This is a genomic window from Brenneria sp. g21c3 (assembly GCF_040240345.1).
Classification (GTDB): Bacteria; Pseudomonadota; Gammaproteobacteria; order Enterobacterales; family Enterobacteriaceae; genus Brenneria.
Window position 1 is genome coordinate 206,138 of sequence record NZ_JBEIAB010000006.1, and the last position, 15,535, is coordinate 221,672.

Consider the following 15,535-nt stretch of genomic DNA (forward strand, 5'->3'; position numbering starts at 1 on the left):
CTAACGCATCAATACATTACTTTGTGTCCGTAACCTTCCAGGATGGATTTTACGCGATCCATCGTGTCGGCTTTCGGCGGCTTCACGCCATCCAGTTTGTATTCCTCTCCCATCGCAATCCATTTGTGTTTACCCAACTCATGGTAGGGGAGCAATTCTATTTTCTCGATATTTGACATATCCTTGGTGAACTCACCGAGCATGTGCGCGGATTTATCGTCATCAGACCAGCCGGGAACAACAACGTAACGTATCCAGGTACGCTGGTTGCGTTTTGCCAGATAACGGGCAAAATCGAGGGTGCGGTGGTTAGAAACCCCCACCAGATTCTGATGAATGTCATCGTTCATCTGCTTCAGGTCAAGCATGACCAGATCGCTGACGTCCAGAAGTTCATCAATCACCGGTTCATAACGACGAACAAATCCGTTGGTATCCAGACAGGTATTGATGCCTTCCGCGTGACAAGCGCGGAACCAGTCACGTACGAATTCGGCCTGTAAAATGGCTTCCCCGCCGGAAGCGGTGACGCCGCCGCCTGATGCGTTCATGAAATGGCGATAAGTCACCACCTCTTTCATTAGCTCTTCTACCGTAATTTCCTTACCGGCATGCGTATCCCAGGTATCCCGATTGTGGCAGTACAGGCAGCGCATAAGGCAACCTTGAAAGAACACGATAAAACGAATTCCGGGGCCATCGACGGTACCGCAGGATTCGAAAGAGTGGATGCGACCAATTACTGACATTGCAGGGTTTTCTCCAGGTTTGACCGAACAATAGCGGTCTTTGTAAGCGCAGTCATAAGAGAACGGACGCTATGTTTATCACGGTGAGTGAAGAAAACATCGTCCGGCTGATGCTGCGAATCTGTTTTGCCAGCCATCTACCGTGCTATAGCGGGCTGGCAAAACAGATTTTAATGCGACGATTTTAACGTTATGCGGGCGAGAAAAAGGCTCCACATACGTGGAGCCTCTATTTTACGCCTTTTCAAACAGTCAGGGAAATTAGATTGACTGAGTGAAAGTACGGGTAATCACATCCTGCTGCTGTTCTTTAGTCAGCGAGTTGAAACGCACTGCGTAGCCGGATACGCGGATGGTTAACTGCGGATATTTTTCCGGGTTTTCCATCGCATCAAGCAGCATTTCGCGATTCATAACGTTGACGTTCAGATGCTGACCACCTTCAATATTGGCGGTTTCATGGTGGAAGTAACCATCCATCAGACCGGCAAGGTTGGCTTTACGCACATCGTCATCTTTACCCAGCGCATTCGGAACGATAGAGAAGGTATAAGAGATACCATCTTTCGCGTAGGCGAACGGCAGTTTGGCAACGGAAGTCAGAGAGGCGACAGCACCTTTCTGGTCACGGCCGTGCATTGGGTTGGCACCAGGTCCGAACGGCGCGCCGGCACGACGACCGTCAGGCGTATTACCGGTTTTCTTACCGTATACCACGTTGGAAGTGATGGTAAGAACAGACTGGGTCGGTACCGCGCCACGGTAAGTATGCAGCTTCTGAATTTTCTTCATGAAGCGTTCAACCAGGTCGCATGCCAGTTCATCAACGCGCGGGTCGTTGTTGCCGAACTGCGGGTATTCGCCTTCGATGTCAAAGTCGACAGCCAGGCCGTCTTCGTCACGGATAGGTTTAACTTTGGCGTATTTGATGGCGGACAGGGAGTCGGCGGCAACGGACAGACCGGCGATACCACAAGCCATGGTGCGATAGACGTCACGGTCATGCAGCGCCATCAGTACGGCTTCGTAGCTGTATTTGTCATGCATGTAGTGGATGACGTTCAGCGCGGTGACGTACTGTTTGGCCAGCCAATCCATGAAGTGGTCCATACGTTCCAGAACTTCGTCGAAGTCCAGGTATTCGCTCTTGATCGGTGCGGATTTCGGGCCGACCTGCATCTTCATTTTTTCATCCACGCCGCCGTTGATGGCATACAGCATGGTTTTAGCCAGGTTGGCGCGGGCGCCGAAGAACTGCATTTGTTTACCCACAACCATCGGGCTCACGCAGCAGGCAATGGCGTAATCGTCGCTGTTGAAATCAGGACGCATCAGGTCATCGTTTTCATACTGCAATGAAGAAGTGTCGATGGACACTTTCGCCGCGAATTTTTTGAAGTTCAACGGCAGTTTTTCAGACCACAGAATGGTCATGTTCGGTTCCGGAGACGGCCCCATGGTGTACAGGGTGTTCAGGAAACGGAAGCTGTTTTTGGTAACCAGCGTACGGCCGTCCAGGCCCATACCGCCCAGGGATTCGGTCGCCCAAATCGGGTCGCCGGAGAACAGTTCGTCATATTCAGGCGTACGCAGGAAACGAACCATACGCAGCTTCATGACCAGGTGGTCAATCAGTTCCTGAGCTTGTTCTTCATTGATTTTGCCGGCGGCCAGATCGCGTTCGACGTAGATGTCCAGGAACGTAGAAACACGACCGAAGGACATGGCGGCGCCGTTTTGCGATTTCACCGCGGCCAGGTAGCCGAAGTAAGTCCACTGTACCGCTTCTTGCGCATTAGCGGCCGGACGAGAGATATCGCAGCCGTATTTGGCGGCCATTTCTTTCAGTTGACCAAGCGCGCGGTGTTGTTCGGCGATTTCTTCGCGCAGGCGGATAGTGCCTTCCAGATCTTCACCGTCTTCCAGTTTAGATTGCAGAGAGGTGAACTGGGCGAATTTATCTTTCATCAGGTAGTCGATACCGTACAGCGCAACGCGACGGTAGTCACCGATGATACGGCCGCGGCCGTAGGCATCCGGCAGACCGGTCAGCACGCCGGATTTACGGCAGCGCAGGATATCCGGCGTATAAACGTCGAATACGCCCTGGTTATGGGTTTTACGGTATTCGGTAAAGATTTTTTTCAACTGAGGGTCCAGTTCGCGGTTATACGCTTTACAGGAACCTTCAATCATTTTGATACCGCCGAATGGGATCAGCGCACGTTTCAACGGAGCATCGGTCTGAAGACCTACGATTTTTTCCAGGCTCTTGTTGATATAGCCGGCATCGTGAGAGGTGATGGTCGATGCCAGGTTGGTATCGAAATCTACCGGCGCATGAGTGCGGTTTTCCAGCTTAACGCCTTCCATAACCTTATCCCACAGCGCAGTAGTCGCTGCTGTGGCGCCAGACAGGAAGGATTCGTCACCTTCATACGGCGTGTAGTTTTTCTGAATGAAGTCACGAACGTTAACTCCATCCTGCCATTCACCTTTGCTAAAGCCTTGCCATGCGTTGGCCAATTTTTCATTCAGATCGGTCATTTTACACCTACCTTTGATATGGATTTTTTAAATCCGACGTTGCGGCTGATTGCACGTTAGTGCTTGTCTCCGCCGCGCAAATAAATTACCCAGTATGTTAAACCTACTAAAAAGCCACCGCCAATAATGTTTCCTATGGTAACTGGAATCAGATTATCGTTAATAAAGTGGCTAATCGTTAAATGTTCAAACTGGGAGGGCGCCATTTCAATCGCCTGCCAGAATTCCGGCGTCGCGAAGTTTTTGATTACAATGCCCATTGGGATCATAAACATGTTGGCGATACTGTGTTCGAAACCACTGGCGACAAACATGCCGACCGGTAAAATCATCGCAAACATCTTGTCAGTCAGACTATGGCCGGAATAACTCATCCACACGGCCAGGCATACCATCAGGTTTGCTAAAATCCCCAGGCACAGAGCTTCGATAAATGTATGTTCAAGCTTGTGCTCGGCGGTTTGCAGAATATTGAGTCCCCATGCGCCATTGGCGACCATGTGCTCGCCGGAGAACCAAATCAGGGCGACAAAGAAAAGCGCGCCAACCAGGTTGCCGATATAAACATTGACCCAATTACAGGCTAGCTGTTTCCAGGTTATACGTCCACTGGCTTTGGCGATGACGGTCAGCACGGTGGAAGTGAATAAATCCGCGCCGCAAACGACGACCAGCATTAACCCCAGCGAGAAGCAAATACCACCGATGAGTTTGGCGATACCGAAGGGTATCGTGGCCGTGCCGGTGGTGGCGGTAATATAGAAGACGAATGCAATCGAGATAAAAACGCCCGCGGTGATTGCCAAATAAAACGTTACCCACGGTTTTTTTGTTGCTTTATAGACACCGGCGTCTTCAGCGACTTTCGCCATTGCTGCCGGTAATAGCAGAGTGAAGGGGTTGTCAGCTTTCACACTAACTCTCCTTAAAATTTATCAGCGTCGAGATACTAGCAAAGCGGTATAAAGCAAAATTTGACATGGATCATATTGCGCGAAACTAACCCGGGGGTATGGTGGTGCAATATTCGGGTTTTTCCTGTTATCTCATTGATTTTTATAATAAAAAATATTTTAAATATTATAAAATTATTTGAATTTCATGGGGCGCGCAGGCTGAATCATCGTTAATTAATATCATGCCTTGTAGAATTTAAGTGCGCTATTTTTGATGTAATTTAATCATTTTTTTACCATTTAGTAACAAGTGAGTTTTATTTTGTCCGCGTATCGGAACAGCATTATTTTCAAAGCACAATAACCCTTTGAATGAAGGGTTATTGTTGCGCTGATTCAGGAAAACGGCCTATCGTCCTGCGATCTTGAAAAATAGCCAGGCGAATAGACCTGGTGTCCGTCGATGCTATTTTGCCTGCCAGTCGCGGCTTTTCGCGCGTTGTAGCTTCTCATAGGCCGTCAACAATGCCTGATGAGCCGGTAGGGCGGTAAATGCGTCGTCGATGGCAAAGAGTCCGTAGAAACTTTGTTCGCCGGCGATTGCCGCGCTGGCGGCGTCTACCGCTTCACGCCCGTACATTTTGACGAAGGCGTCGTAATACTCGGCGGGATCGCGTTCCGGCTCCAGCGCCAGTTGCAAGAGCGTTTGCAAACAGCGGTAATAATTGCTGCGCTGCGGGTTGAAGACCGAACCGTTGAAATCCTGCGTCCATTCCGCCCAGGTCAACGCCTGTTCCAAATCGCCGCCTGCCAGCGCCAGCATCGATTTCAACTCGCCGATGCGCAACGTGAACCAGCCATTATCTTTACCGGTGGCGATGCCGAGCAGTTCGCGTACCCGCGTGAAATCATCAAAGCCTTCATCATCCAGTTGCTGCAACAGGGCAAGATACGCTTCTTTTTCCCACTGACTATCCGGTAACGCCAACAGCGTTTCGCGCAGATGCGCGCCCATACTGTTATTGGCTAACAGCAGATCTTCAGCAGGATAGATATCGGACATGCCGGGAACCAGAATACGGCAGGCGTAAACGGCGAGGTGCTGATAGTCGGCAATGTACACTTCTTTATCTTCCTGCCGGAAAATGGCCATCAGTGTGGCGAATTCCTCTTCCGTCGTACCGCTGAAGCTCCAGTCTACAAACGCATAATCAGCCTGACGCTTGAACATATCCCAGGAAATCAGACCGCTGGAGTCGATAAAGTGGGTTTCCAGATTGGCATGTTCCGCAACTTCGTCCACATCAAAAGTCGGCGGGGTGAAAACATCCAGATCTTTCAGCCCGCGGCCTTGCAGGAGTTCGGTTACCGTACGCTCCAGCGCTACGCCGAAATCCGGGTGCGCGCCGAATGAAGCGAAACAGGTGCCGTTCGCCGGATTAAACAGCACAACACAGATGACCGGATATCGACCGCCGAGAGAGGCATCGTAAGCGAAGATGGGAAAACCTTCTTCTTCCAGCGTGGCAATGGCTTCCACTACGCCCGGATAGCGATTCAACACCGCCTGCGGAATCTCCGGCAGACTGATTGATTCCGCGATAATCCGATTCTTGATACTGCGTTCAAATACTTCGGACAGCCCCTGGACGCGAGCCTCATTAGGCGTATTCCCCGCGGACATCCCGTTGGATACGTACAGATTGCCGATAATGTTCATGGGAATGTAGACCGCCTGCAAATCGGACTGGCGGATGAACGGCAGCGCGCAGATACCACGAGCGGCATTGCCTGATTGCAGATCGATCAAATCGCTGGCGGCGAGTTCTTTTTCCGCATCGTAAAATTCACGCAGGCGCGCATCCAGAATCCCGTCGGGCAGCGTGTCGTCCGCCGGAATGGGAAACCATTTTTCATTGGGATAATGCACGAAATCGCTTTGTGCGACGGCTTTGCCAAGATAGAAATCCGCAAAGAAATAGTTGGTCGACAAACGTTCAAAATACTCGCCCAGCGCCGAGGCCAGCGCGGCTTTTTTACTGGCGCCTTTGCCATTGGTGAAACAAAGCGGGCAATCACGATCGCGAATATGGACGGACCAGACGTTAGGAACAGGGTTTAACCATGAGGCTTCTTCGATGTTGAACCCCAGATTTTGCAGTTGTTGTTGAAAACGGGCGATGGAGTCTTCCAGGGCGGCGTCTTTGCCTGGGATGAAGGTTTGAGTCATGGTTTTCACTTTTGCAGGTTTGAATAAGAGGTGCATGATACGGGCTTTTCGGCGCAGACTCTATTCATTCTATAACAGCTTGATAACATGGATGGGATGTCATCGCTCATCAGAGGTTTTGTGGAGCAAAACGCAATAAGCATTGCAGCCATGGGTGTCGAGTGATAAAACCGATAGCAGGGTAAAACAGTGCGTCTTGAACCACTGTGATAGAATAATCGCTGTTTTTTTTAGATGTGGTGAGGGGAAATGACTCAGGTTTTTAATTTTAGCGCCGGTCCAGCCATGCTGCCGGTTGAAGTATTACGTCGGGCTGAACAGGAACTGTGCAATTGGCATGGACTGGGTACATCGGTAATGGAAATCAGCCATCGCAGTAAAGAATTTATGCAGGTTGCCGCCGAGTCCGAGCAGGATCTGCGCGATTTACTGAAAATCCCTTCCAATTATAAAGTGCTTTTCTGTCACGGCGGCGCCCGCGCGCAGTTCGCAGCGGTACCGCTCAATCTGTTGGGCGATAAAACGCAGGCCGATTATATCGACGGCGGTTACTGGGCGCACAGCGCCGTTAAAGAAGCGGAAAAATACTGTACCCCGAATGTCGTGGATGTGAAAACGCGGGTGGATGGCTTGCGCAGCGTAAAACCGATGAGCGAATGGGTGCTGTCCGATGATTCCGCTTTTGTTCACTATTGCCCTAACGAAACCATTGACGGCCTGGCGATCGAAGAAGAGCCTGATTTCGGCGATAAAGTCGTGGTGGCCGACTTCTCTTCCAGTATTTTATCCCGTCCCATTGATGTCAGCCGCTATGGCGTGATCTATGCAGGCGCGCAGAAGAACGTGGGTCCGGCAGGGCTGACGCTGGTGATTGTCCGTGACGATTTACTGGGTAAAGCGCGCCGTGAGTTGCCCTCTATCCTTGATTATCAGATTCTGGCCGACAATGGTTCCATGTTTAACACGCCGCCGACCTTTGCCTGGTATCTGTCCGGCATGGTGTTTAAATGGCTGAAAGAACAGGGCGGCCTGGTTGAAATGGAAAAACGCAATCAGGACAAGGCCGACCTGCTTTATCGCGCGATTGATAACAGCAGCTTCTATAGCAATGATGTGGCCGTGACAAGCCGCTCCCGCATGAATGTGCCTTTCCTGCTGGCTAACGCCGAGCTGGACAAAGTCTTCCTTGAAGAAGCGCAGGCGGCCGGTCTGCACGCGTTGAAAGGACACCGTGCCGTCGGTGGGATGCGCGCGTCTATCTATAACGCCATGCCGCTGGAAGGCGTTAAAGCGTTGACCGACTTTATGGCGGATTTCGAGCGCCGCCACGGCTGATGGCTGGCGGTAAAAAATCGGTTATTGGCAATTGATACAGAAACCCCGGTATAACCGGGGTTTCTCAGACTGTTGACAAAGCCTATAATATGACATTGTCATCCTCCGCTACACGCAGTCATTCCCGCGGTAGTAGGCGGGAATCGCCTACTGAAACCGTAAACCTCCATTGGCTGATTCCCGCTTTCGCGGGAATGACGGGTTTGGAAAGGTTTGTCATCAACCACAGAAACCCCGGTATAACCGGGGTTTCTGTGTTCACGTTTGGAGAATAAGTTTCACATGCAGGAATCCCTGACCCTACAGCCGGTTAAATTAATTAACGGCACGATTAATCTCCCCGGTTCAAAAAGCGTGTCGAATCGTGCGCTTTTGCTGGCAGCCTTGTCTGAAGGGACAACGCGGCTGACGAATCTGCTCGATAGCGATGATGTCCGCCATATGCTGAATGCGCTCCAGGCCTTGGGCGTGACTTATCACCTTTCCGCCAGCCGCACCCAGTGTGAAATCATTGGGTCAGGCGGCGCGTTGCGCGCGCAGAAACCGCTTGAACTGTTTCTGGGCAATGCCGGCACGGCCATGCGCCCGCTGGCTGCGGCGTTATGCCTGACCGAGGGCGATATTATTCTGACGGGAGAACCCCGGATGAAGGAGCGTCCGATCGGCCATCTGGTTGATTCCCTGCGTCAGGGCGGCGCGAAAGTGGATTACCTGGAGCAGGAAAATTATCCGCCTTTGCGCCTGCACGGCGGCTTTCAGGGCGGTGAAATCAGCGTCGACGGCAGCGTTTCCAGCCAGTTTTTGACCGCGTTATTGATGGCGGCGCCGTTGGCTCCTCAGGATAGCCATATTCGCATTCAGGGTGATTTGGTCTCCAAACCTTATATCGATATCACGCTGAACATGATGGAAACGTTTGGTGTGCAAGTGCGCAACGACAATTACCAGCAGTTCTACGTCTCCGGTCGTCAGCAATACCGTTCCCCCGGCGATTATCTGGTGGAAGGCGATGCCTCTTCCGCATCTTATTTCCTGGCGGCGGGAGCCATCAGAGGGGGGACGATCCGTGTCACCGGCGTGGGGCGCGCCAGCGTTCAGGGCGATATCCGCTTTGCCGACGTGTTGGAAAAAATGGGCGCCAGGATCCGCTGGGGCGATGATTATATCGAATGTCAGCGCGGCGAACTGCACGCGATTGATATGGATATGAACCATATTCCCGACGCCGCCATGACGATTGCGACGACGGCGCTGTTTGCGCAAGGCGGAACCACCACGTTGCGCAATATTTATAACTGGCGGGTAAAAGAGACCGATCGTCTTACCGCGATGGCCGCCGAGCTGCGAAAAGTCGGCGCGCAGGTCGAGGAGGGGGAAGACTATATTCGTATCACGCCGCCCGCTCATCTGACGTCCGCTGCCATTGAAACCTATAATGACCACCGTATGGCGATGTGTTTTTCGCTGGTCGCGTTATCGGACACGCCCGTTACGATCCTGGATCCAAAGTGTACCGCCAAAACCTTCCCTGATTATTTTGAACAGCTTGCCCGACTGAGCGAATTGGCCTAGTCATGCGTCATCAAGGCGCGGCGTTCGCCGCGTCTCTGCTTGCCAAAATCCGTTCTCGCCTATCAGGCGATGTCTTATTTTTCCTTTTCAGTCCGGCATTAACATGACGTTTCTTATCGTTGATGCGTATAATGAGGCATCGTAATGTCGTGAATGACATCAACGGAATTCCTTGTGTACAGGAGAGAGAAATGACGGTGACTGCACCGGTAATTACGGTTGACGGACCGAGTGGCGCGGGAAAAGGGACGTTGTGTAAGGCGCTGGCGGAAGCACTACAATGGAATTTGCTGGACTCCGGGGCGATCTACCGTGTTCTGGCTCTGGCGGCCTTGCACCATCAGGTGGATATTCAATTGGAAGAAGCGCTGGTTCCTTTGGCCTCCCACCTGGACGTGCGTTTTATTTCCGACGACGGGCAGCTAAAGGTGATTTTAGAAGGCGAGGACGTCAGTAACGAGATCCGCACCGAAGACGTCGGCAATACCGCCTCGCAGGCAGCGGCTTTCCCCCGCGTTCGTGAAGCGTTATTGCGGCGGCAGCGCGCATTTCGTGAAGCGCCGGGACTGATCGCCGACGGCCGTGATATGGGAACGGTGGTGTTCCCGGATGCGCCGGTAAAGATTTTCCTCGACGCCAGCGCGGAGGAACGCGCGCAGCGACGTATGCTACAGTTGCAAGCGCGGGGTTTTAGTGTTAACTTTGAACGTCTTTTGTCTGAGATAAAAGAACGCGATGAGCGCGATCGTAATCGACCCGTTGCACCGCTGGTGCCGGCAGCTGACGCGCTGGTGCTGGATTCAACGGAAATGACGATTGATGAAGTGATTGCCCGAGCGCTGGCATATGCCCGTAAAGCGCTCGCTTAGTCATATATAAACCAATGAATTTTTACCTCGCTGTAAGGACGAACAGCGGGGCATGTTAAACAACCCCATCGAGCAGGATGCCAGATGGACGTTAAATTGAAGACTCCTAAGATTATCAACATGACAGAATCTTTTGCTCAACTCTTTGAAGAATCCCTGAAAGAAATCGAAACCCGTCCTGGTTCCATCGTTCGTGGTGTTGTTGTTGCTATTGATAAAGATGTTGTGCTGGTTGACGCCGGTTTGAAATCTGAATCAGCTATTCCGGTAGAGCAATTTAAAAATGCCCAGGGCGAACTGGAAATCCAGGTCGGCGATGAAGTAGACGTAGCGCTGGACGCTGTTGAAGACGGCTTCGGCGAAACCCTGCTGTCTCGTGAAAAAGCTAAACGTCATGAAGCATGGCTGATGCTGGAAAAAGCTTACGAAGAAGCTGCGACTGTTACCGGCGTTATCAACGGTAAGGTTAAAGGCGGCTTCACCGTTGAGCTGAACGGCATTCGCGCGTTCCTGCCAGGTTCTCTGGTAGACGTTCGTCCGGTCCGCGATACGTTGCATCTGGAAGGCAAAGAGCTTGAGTTCAAAGTGATCAAGCTGGATCAGAAACGCAACAACGTTGTGGTTTCCCGCCGTGCGGTTATCGAATCCGAAAACAGCGCTGAACGCGATCAATTGCTGGAAAACCTGCAAGAAGGCATGGAAGTCAAAGGTATCGTCAAGAACCTTACCGACTACGGTGCATTCGTTGATCTGGGCGGCGTCGACGGCCTGCTGCATATCACTGATATGGCTTGGAAACGTGTTAAACATCCGAGCGAAATCGTCAATGTGGGCGACGAAATCACTGTTAAAGTGCTGAAATTCGACCGCGAACGTACGCGTGTTTCCCTGGGCCTGAAACAACTGGGCGAAGATCCATGGGTTGCTATCGCGAAACGTTATCCGGAAAGCACTCGTCTGACTGGCCGCGTAACCAATCTGACCGACTACGGCTGCTTCGTTGAAATCGAAGAAGGCGTTGAAGGTCTGGTACACGTTTCAGAAATGGATTGGACCAACAAAAACATCCATCCGTCCAAAGTTGTCAACGTTGGCGACGTAGTGGAAGTTATGGTTCTGGATATCGACGAAGAACGTCGTCGTATCTCCCTGGGTCTGAAACAATGCAAAGCCAATCCGTGGCAGCAATTTGCTGAAACCCACAACAAAGGCGACCGCGTTGAAGGCAAGATCAAATCCATCACTGATTTCGGTATCTTCATCGGTCTGGATGGCGGCATCGACGGTCTGGTTCACCTGTCCGACATCTCCTGGAACGTGGCTGGCGAAGAAGCCGTGCGCGAATACAAGAAAGGTGATGAAATCGCCGCTGTTGTATTGCAGGTTGACGCAGAACGCGAACGTATCTCCCTGGGCGTGAAGCAACTGGCTGAAGACCCGTTCAATAACTACCTGTCTCTGAACAAGAAAGGTGCTATTGTTACTGGTAAAGTTACGGCAGTTGACGCCAAAGGTGCTACAGTTGAATTAGCTGACGGCGTCGAAGGTTATCTGCGCGCTTCTGAAGCTTCTCGCGACCGCATTGAAGATGCAACGCTGGTATTGAACGTTGGCGACAGCGTTGAAGCGAAATACACCGGTGTTGATCGTAAAAACCGCGTTGTCAGCCTGTCCGTTCGTGCCAAGGACGAAGCCGACGAGAAAGACGCTATCGCTTCTGTTAACAACAAGCAGGAAGAAGGTAACTTCTCCAGCGCTATGGCTGAAGCTTTCAAAGCAGCGAAAGGCGAGTAATAACGGTGGAGTGGGCAACCCCGGTTGCTCACTCTTGAAACGGTAGTAAGTTATCGTGGCGATTTCCCACGCACTTGGAGGAACCATGACCAAGTCTGAACTTATTGAAAGACTTGCTGGACAGCAATCTCATATCCCGGCCAAAACGGTTGAGGATGCAGTGAAAGAGATGCTTGAGCAGATGGCCACAACATTGGCCGAAGGTGATCGCATTGAGATCCGTGGGTTCGGCAGTTTTTCACTTCACTACCGTGCACCACGCGTTGGGCGTAATCCGAAAACGGGCGAGAAAGTTGAGTTGGAAGGCAAGTATGTCCCTCACTTCAAGCCGGGTAAGGAATTGCGTGACCGCGCCAATATCTACGGTTGATTCAGCCTTTAGGGTTACCGTAGTTTTGCCTGCAAGATGATTGATAAAATGGCACCTGAAAAGGTGCCATTTTTTATGTCTATTGCGAGTACCCGCTTATGCGAAAAGCGTCGGTATCAAGACGCTGGCGGCGCGCCTAACCACTCGACGGCGAACATCCCCGCGGCGCTGACGGCATCAATGGCTACGCAGCCTATTTCTTTCCTGATACGCGGCGCCAGCGCGATAGTCGATAGCCCGGTGCAGGAAAAGGCGATCACTTTTGCGCCGTCGCGGTAGAGTTGTTGCGCACAGGCAAATGCGCTTTCTTTGCCTTCCGGGGTAAGCAAATCGGTCGTTTGCGTCACGCCATCCGGTCGCGCATAAGCGACATCTTCTCCCAACAGCCGGCGAAAGGGCGCGGGCGCCTGACTGCCGATGCCGATAACCGCGACGGGCAAGCCAATATTGGCGGCGATGCGGGCGCAGGCGCTGCCTGCGGCGATCACCGGTATTGCGACGGACTGACGAAGCTGTTCCAACCCCGGATCGGCGGCGCAGCTCAGAAAGATGGCACGGCATCCTTGCTGCTGATAAGACTGGCCGAGCGCAATGATCTTGGGAACCGCGACGGTCTCGCTGTCGCGATCGAAAATACCGTGGTATTGATCGGGAATGCAGCGGCTTATGGATGGCAAACCATATTCCTGCTGTAAAAGGCGTCCGTGCTCTTCAAGCAGCGACCGATCCTGCGTAGTGAGTACGCGAATAATGCCGAGCGTCATGATGGTCTCTCCTGAGAAGCGTAAGCATCTGAATTTATGATAACCGGATCTCGCCGCAATCCAGCGTTTCCGGCGCTTGCTGCGCCCTGAACAAGGTGGCCGGGTGGGGGCCGTCCAGACGGATTCGTTTATCGTCAACCGTCAGCCAGTCGCCTTCGGGCAGGCCCACGATGGTGATATCGGGTTGCGCTATTAGCAGCTCGGCTAAGCGCTGATTGCGCGTTTCGCCCTGATGTCCGACAGGGAGTTGATTGGTGTAATGCGGATTGATCTGAAAATCGATCAGGCGCAGCGCATCAAATCCTTGCGGGTCGGTAATGGGCATGTCGTTGGTGGTGCAGATGGTCGGGCAGGCGAGGTTGGCTCCTGCGCTCCAGCCGATATAGGCCGCTCCCTGTTGAACGCGCTGACGGATTGCCGTCAGCAACCCGCGTTCGCGGCAACATTTCAGCAGATTAAAGGTATTTCCGCCGCCGACGATGATGATATCGGCATTGATTACGGCCTGGCGAGGATCTGCCGCGGTGTGAACCGGTGTGATGGCGATATCGATGGCGGATAGCGCCTGGCGCACTTTTTTCGTGTAGTCGTCCCAGCTTATCGTCACGCCGGCAAAAGGAATAAACAGCGCGTGCTTGCGCGTCTTAACCGCGGCGCGGATCGCATCCTGCGCATGTTGCAGATAGCCTTGCCCCGGCAGGCTTGAATTACTGAGCAGTAATAGTTGCATTCGATATTTCCCGTCTTGATTAAATTAGCCCGGCGACCAGGCGGGCGATAAGCGCATTGGCGAGCAATACCGGCAAGCCGGCGGCCTCGGCCACCAGCGTCCGGTGCCGCTCGGTATACCCCATACAATCCATAATGATGACGTCTGCCTGCCGCTCTTTTAACGAAAGCGCCGCCCGCACCAATTCATCCTGACTACCGTTATAGGGCGATACCGCCGCGTAAACGGGCGGATGTTGCATATCGCGCCATTTTTTCCCTTCGCTGACTATCTGTTTTTCCAACGGCACGAGGATGCCGGCCCGGCGTTGGCCGATAAGCGTCGCGGCGACGGGCGGCACCAGCCTGTCCGGTTCAATCAGCCAGGACTGCCGGCAACTGAGGCCGTGAAACTCGCCGGTGCAAAGCAAGAGGATCAGCGTGCAGCCCTGTTGCTCCAGTTCGAGCAGCTTCTGTCGCACCGCCTGATCTACGGCGTTTTTACCCAGAATAACGGCGCTGCCATCCAGCAGCCGACTGGTCAATAGCGCCTCATCCGGTTGCGGCGCGAATTGCCGCTCAATGGCCGCCTGATCTAAACCGTCCAGCACTCCGGCATGGATACAGCGGGTTCCGGCCGGCAGAAGCGACGTCAGTATGGGCGTAATATCGGCGCGAGGAGCCTGACCAATCGTTAAGGTACCGAGCAGAGGCATCGTCATCTCCTTTATTGGCGTTTTTGCAAATGGGCCAGCGAGCCATAGAGTTCGATCAGACGATCATATTCCGCCTGGTCGAAGAACTGGCAGGTATTGCGGGTAAATTCCTTGGCGACTTCCACCACGAATTTCGCCGTCGCCGCGATATCGACCTCATGGCTGGCGCCGGTTCCGCAACCGGGGACGGCGCTTTCTGTGGTGATGGCCACGCCGACCACCGGCGCGCTGGTGGCGATGGACGGTTGCAGGATGCTGTTCAGATGAAATACGCCGTTGCCGTAAGGCGTAATATCCTGTGTGGTGATCGGGAAGGTGACCGGCGCTCTGCCGCTGGTCATTTCCATAATGCGCAGTAAATCTTCGGAGATGCGTAGAATGTAACCCTGTTTCACCGTGGGAGAAATGGCATATCCCTTATGATTGATAATACGGTTGCCTTTGGTGGTATCAATAGACAGCACCGCGTCCATTTCCGGTATCACTTCCTGCGCGTTCATGTCTTCGGTATCTACCGGCGAGTCCATGAAGTCTACCGGTTCGTGCGGGCGGGTCGGCGCGTCGGGACAGATATGCGTGGTGATAATCACATCGCCCGGCAGCGTATCGCCTTGCGTTTGCATATGGGCCAGTTTTAATGCGGCGGCAATCGCCGCGACGGCGCCATCGCCGTCGGACACCAGACCGATGCGTTCGGGACGCGCGCCGATACCGCCTAATCGGCCCACAATGCCGATTGTGCGGGCTTGACCGCCTTTGCGCTTGCCGTCGCTGCCGGGGATCACGATTTTAACGAAATCCGTTTTCCCTTTTTCCCCTTTGAACTCCGTAACGCTGACGTCGACGGCCGGGTAGGCGGACAGCAGTTCAACGACGGTTTTTCCGCTGGCGGCGGCGCTATCAAGGGCTTCGAATGCCTGTAACGTTTGTAAAAGACTCATCTTACTCTCTCATTTAATTAGTTATACAACGTATAGAGGGTTAT

Annotated in this window: 13 protein-coding genes; 5 read left to right on the top strand and 8 right to left on the bottom strand. The window is 52.8% G+C overall.

Going from position 1 to position 15,535, the window contains the following annotated elements; translation table 11 throughout:
• Positions 1-8: 8 nt before the first annotated feature.
• The 4 genes from pflA to ycaO all read right to left on the bottom strand — a co-directional run bounded on the left by pflA (position 9) and on the right by ycaO (position 6,422).
• A complete protein-coding gene (pflA, locus tag ABRZ28_RS12100; protein WP_319602771.1) occupies positions 9-749 on the bottom strand; it encodes a pyruvate formate lyase 1-activating protein in 741 nt (246 codons plus the stop codon).
• Between the two features lie 261 nt (positions 750-1,010).
• Entirely contained in the window at positions 1,011-3,296 is a 2,286-nt protein-coding gene (pflB, locus tag ABRZ28_RS12105) for a formate C-acetyltransferase (protein ID WP_319602770.1), read from the bottom strand.
• Positions 3,297-3,352: 56 nt separating this feature from the next.
• A complete protein-coding gene (gene focA, locus ABRZ28_RS12110; RefSeq protein ID WP_319602769.1) occupies positions 3,353-4,210 on the bottom strand; it encodes a formate transporter FocA in 858 nt (285 codons plus the stop codon).
• Between the two features lie 448 nt (positions 4,211-4,658).
• Positions 4,659-6,422, bottom strand: coding sequence for a 30S ribosomal protein S12 methylthiotransferase accessory factor YcaO (gene ycaO / locus ABRZ28_RS12115; RefSeq protein ID WP_330520357.1), 1,764 nt, complete (start codon positions 6,420-6,422; stop codon positions 4,659-4,661).
• Between the two features lie 249 nt (positions 6,423-6,671).
• Here ycaO and serC point away from each other — a divergent pair, with 249 nt between their 5' ends.
• The 5 genes from serC to ihfB all read left to right on the top strand — a co-directional run bounded on the left by serC (position 6,672) and on the right by ihfB (position 12,362).
• Positions 6,672-7,757 (top strand): 3-phosphoserine/phosphohydroxythreonine transaminase, encoded by a 1,086-nt coding sequence (gene serC / locus ABRZ28_RS12120; RefSeq protein ID WP_319602767.1) that lies wholly within the window; start codon positions 6,672-6,674, stop codon positions 7,755-7,757.
• A gap of 282 nt (positions 7,758-8,039) precedes the next feature.
• Entirely contained in the window at positions 8,040-9,329 is a 1,290-nt protein-coding gene (gene aroA, locus ABRZ28_RS12125) for a 3-phosphoshikimate 1-carboxyvinyltransferase (protein ID WP_330520358.1), read from the top strand.
• A 191-nt stretch (positions 9,330-9,520) separates the two neighbouring features.
• A complete protein-coding gene (cmk, locus tag ABRZ28_RS12130; RefSeq protein WP_330520359.1) occupies positions 9,521-10,198 on the top strand; it encodes a (d)CMP kinase in 678 nt (225 codons plus the stop codon).
• A gap of 120 nt (positions 10,199-10,318) precedes the next feature.
• Positions 10,319-11,992 (top strand): 30S ribosomal protein S1, encoded by a 1,674-nt coding sequence (gene rpsA / locus ABRZ28_RS12135; RefSeq protein ID WP_319602941.1) that lies wholly within the window; start codon positions 10,319-10,321, stop codon positions 11,990-11,992.
• Positions 11,993-12,077: 85 nt separating this feature from the next.
• The gene (ihfB, locus tag ABRZ28_RS12140; RefSeq protein WP_009113215.1) at positions 12,078-12,362 is read left to right on the top strand and encodes an integration host factor subunit beta; all 285 of its coding nucleotides are present in this window, start codon (positions 12,078-12,080) and stop codon (positions 12,360-12,362) included.
• Between the two features lie 116 nt (positions 12,363-12,478).
• On the opposite strand, the gene ABRZ28_RS12145 is transcribed toward ihfB, so the two are convergent.
• Genes ABRZ28_RS12145 through ABRZ28_RS12160 form a run of 4 tightly spaced genes read right to left on the bottom strand, consistent with a single transcriptional unit; the run spans position 12,479 to position 15,491 of the window.
• Entirely contained in the window at positions 12,479-13,126 is a 648-nt protein-coding gene (locus ABRZ28_RS12145; RefSeq protein WP_330520360.1) for an aspartate/glutamate racemase family protein, read from the bottom strand.
• A gap of 34 nt (positions 13,127-13,160) precedes the next feature.
• Positions 13,161-13,856 (bottom strand): dipeptidase PepE, encoded by a 696-nt coding sequence (pepE, locus tag ABRZ28_RS12150; protein ID WP_330520361.1) that lies wholly within the window; start codon positions 13,854-13,856, stop codon positions 13,161-13,163.
• 19 nt (positions 13,857-13,875) lie between these two features.
• Positions 13,876-14,550 carry an AroM family protein gene (locus tag ABRZ28_RS12155; protein ID WP_330520362.1) on the bottom strand — a complete coding sequence of 225 codons (675 nt, stop codon included), beginning with the start codon at positions 14,548-14,550 and terminating at the stop codon, positions 13,876-13,878.
• A gap of 11 nt (positions 14,551-14,561) precedes the next feature.
• On the bottom strand, positions 14,562-15,491 hold the full coding sequence (locus tag ABRZ28_RS12160) for a DUF1177 domain-containing protein (protein ID WP_330520363.1): 930 nt from the start codon (positions 15,489-15,491) through the stop codon (positions 14,562-14,564).
• Positions 15,492-15,535 lie beyond the last annotated feature (44 nt).

Bases quoted from the DNA above. Each gene is read 5' to 3' on its own strand.
- pflB (WP_319602770.1), bottom strand. From the start codon at position 3,296: ATGACCGATCTGAATGAAAAATTGGCCAACGCATGGCAAGGCTTTAGC.
- ABRZ28_RS12145 (WP_330520360.1), bottom strand. From the start codon at position 13,126: ATGACGCTCGGCATTATTCGCGTACTCACTACGCAGGATCGGTCGCTG.
- pepE (WP_330520361.1), bottom strand. From the start codon at position 13,856: ATGCAACTATTACTGCTCAGTAATTCAAGCCTGCCGGGGCAAGGCTAT.
- ycaO (WP_330520357.1), bottom strand. From the start codon at position 6,422: ATGACTCAAACCTTCATCCCAGGCAAAGACGCCGCCCTGGAAGACTCC.
- pflA (WP_319602771.1), bottom strand. From the start codon at position 749: ATGTCAGTAATTGGTCGCATCCACTCTTTCGAATCCTGCGGTACCGTC.
- aroA (WP_330520358.1), top strand. From the start codon at position 8,040: ATGCAGGAATCCCTGACCCTACAGCCGGTTAAATTAATTAACGGCACG.
- serC (WP_319602767.1), top strand. From the start codon at position 6,672: ATGACTCAGGTTTTTAATTTTAGCGCCGGTCCAGCCATGCTGCCGGTT.
- cmk (WP_330520359.1), top strand. From the start codon at position 9,521: ATGACGGTGACTGCACCGGTAATTACGGTTGACGGACCGAGTGGCGCG.
- ihfB (WP_009113215.1), top strand. From the start codon at position 12,078: ATGACCAAGTCTGAACTTATTGAAAGACTTGCTGGACAGCAATCTCAT.
- ABRZ28_RS12160 (WP_330520363.1), bottom strand. From the start codon at position 15,491: ATGAGTCTTTTACAAACGTTACAGGCATTCGAAGCCCTTGATAGCGCC.
- ABRZ28_RS12155 (WP_330520362.1), bottom strand. From the start codon at position 14,550: ATGCCTCTGCTCGGTACCTTAACGATTGGTCAGGCTCCTCGCGCCGAT.
- rpsA (WP_319602941.1), top strand. From the start codon at position 10,319: ATGACAGAATCTTTTGCTCAACTCTTTGAAGAATCCCTGAAAGAAATC.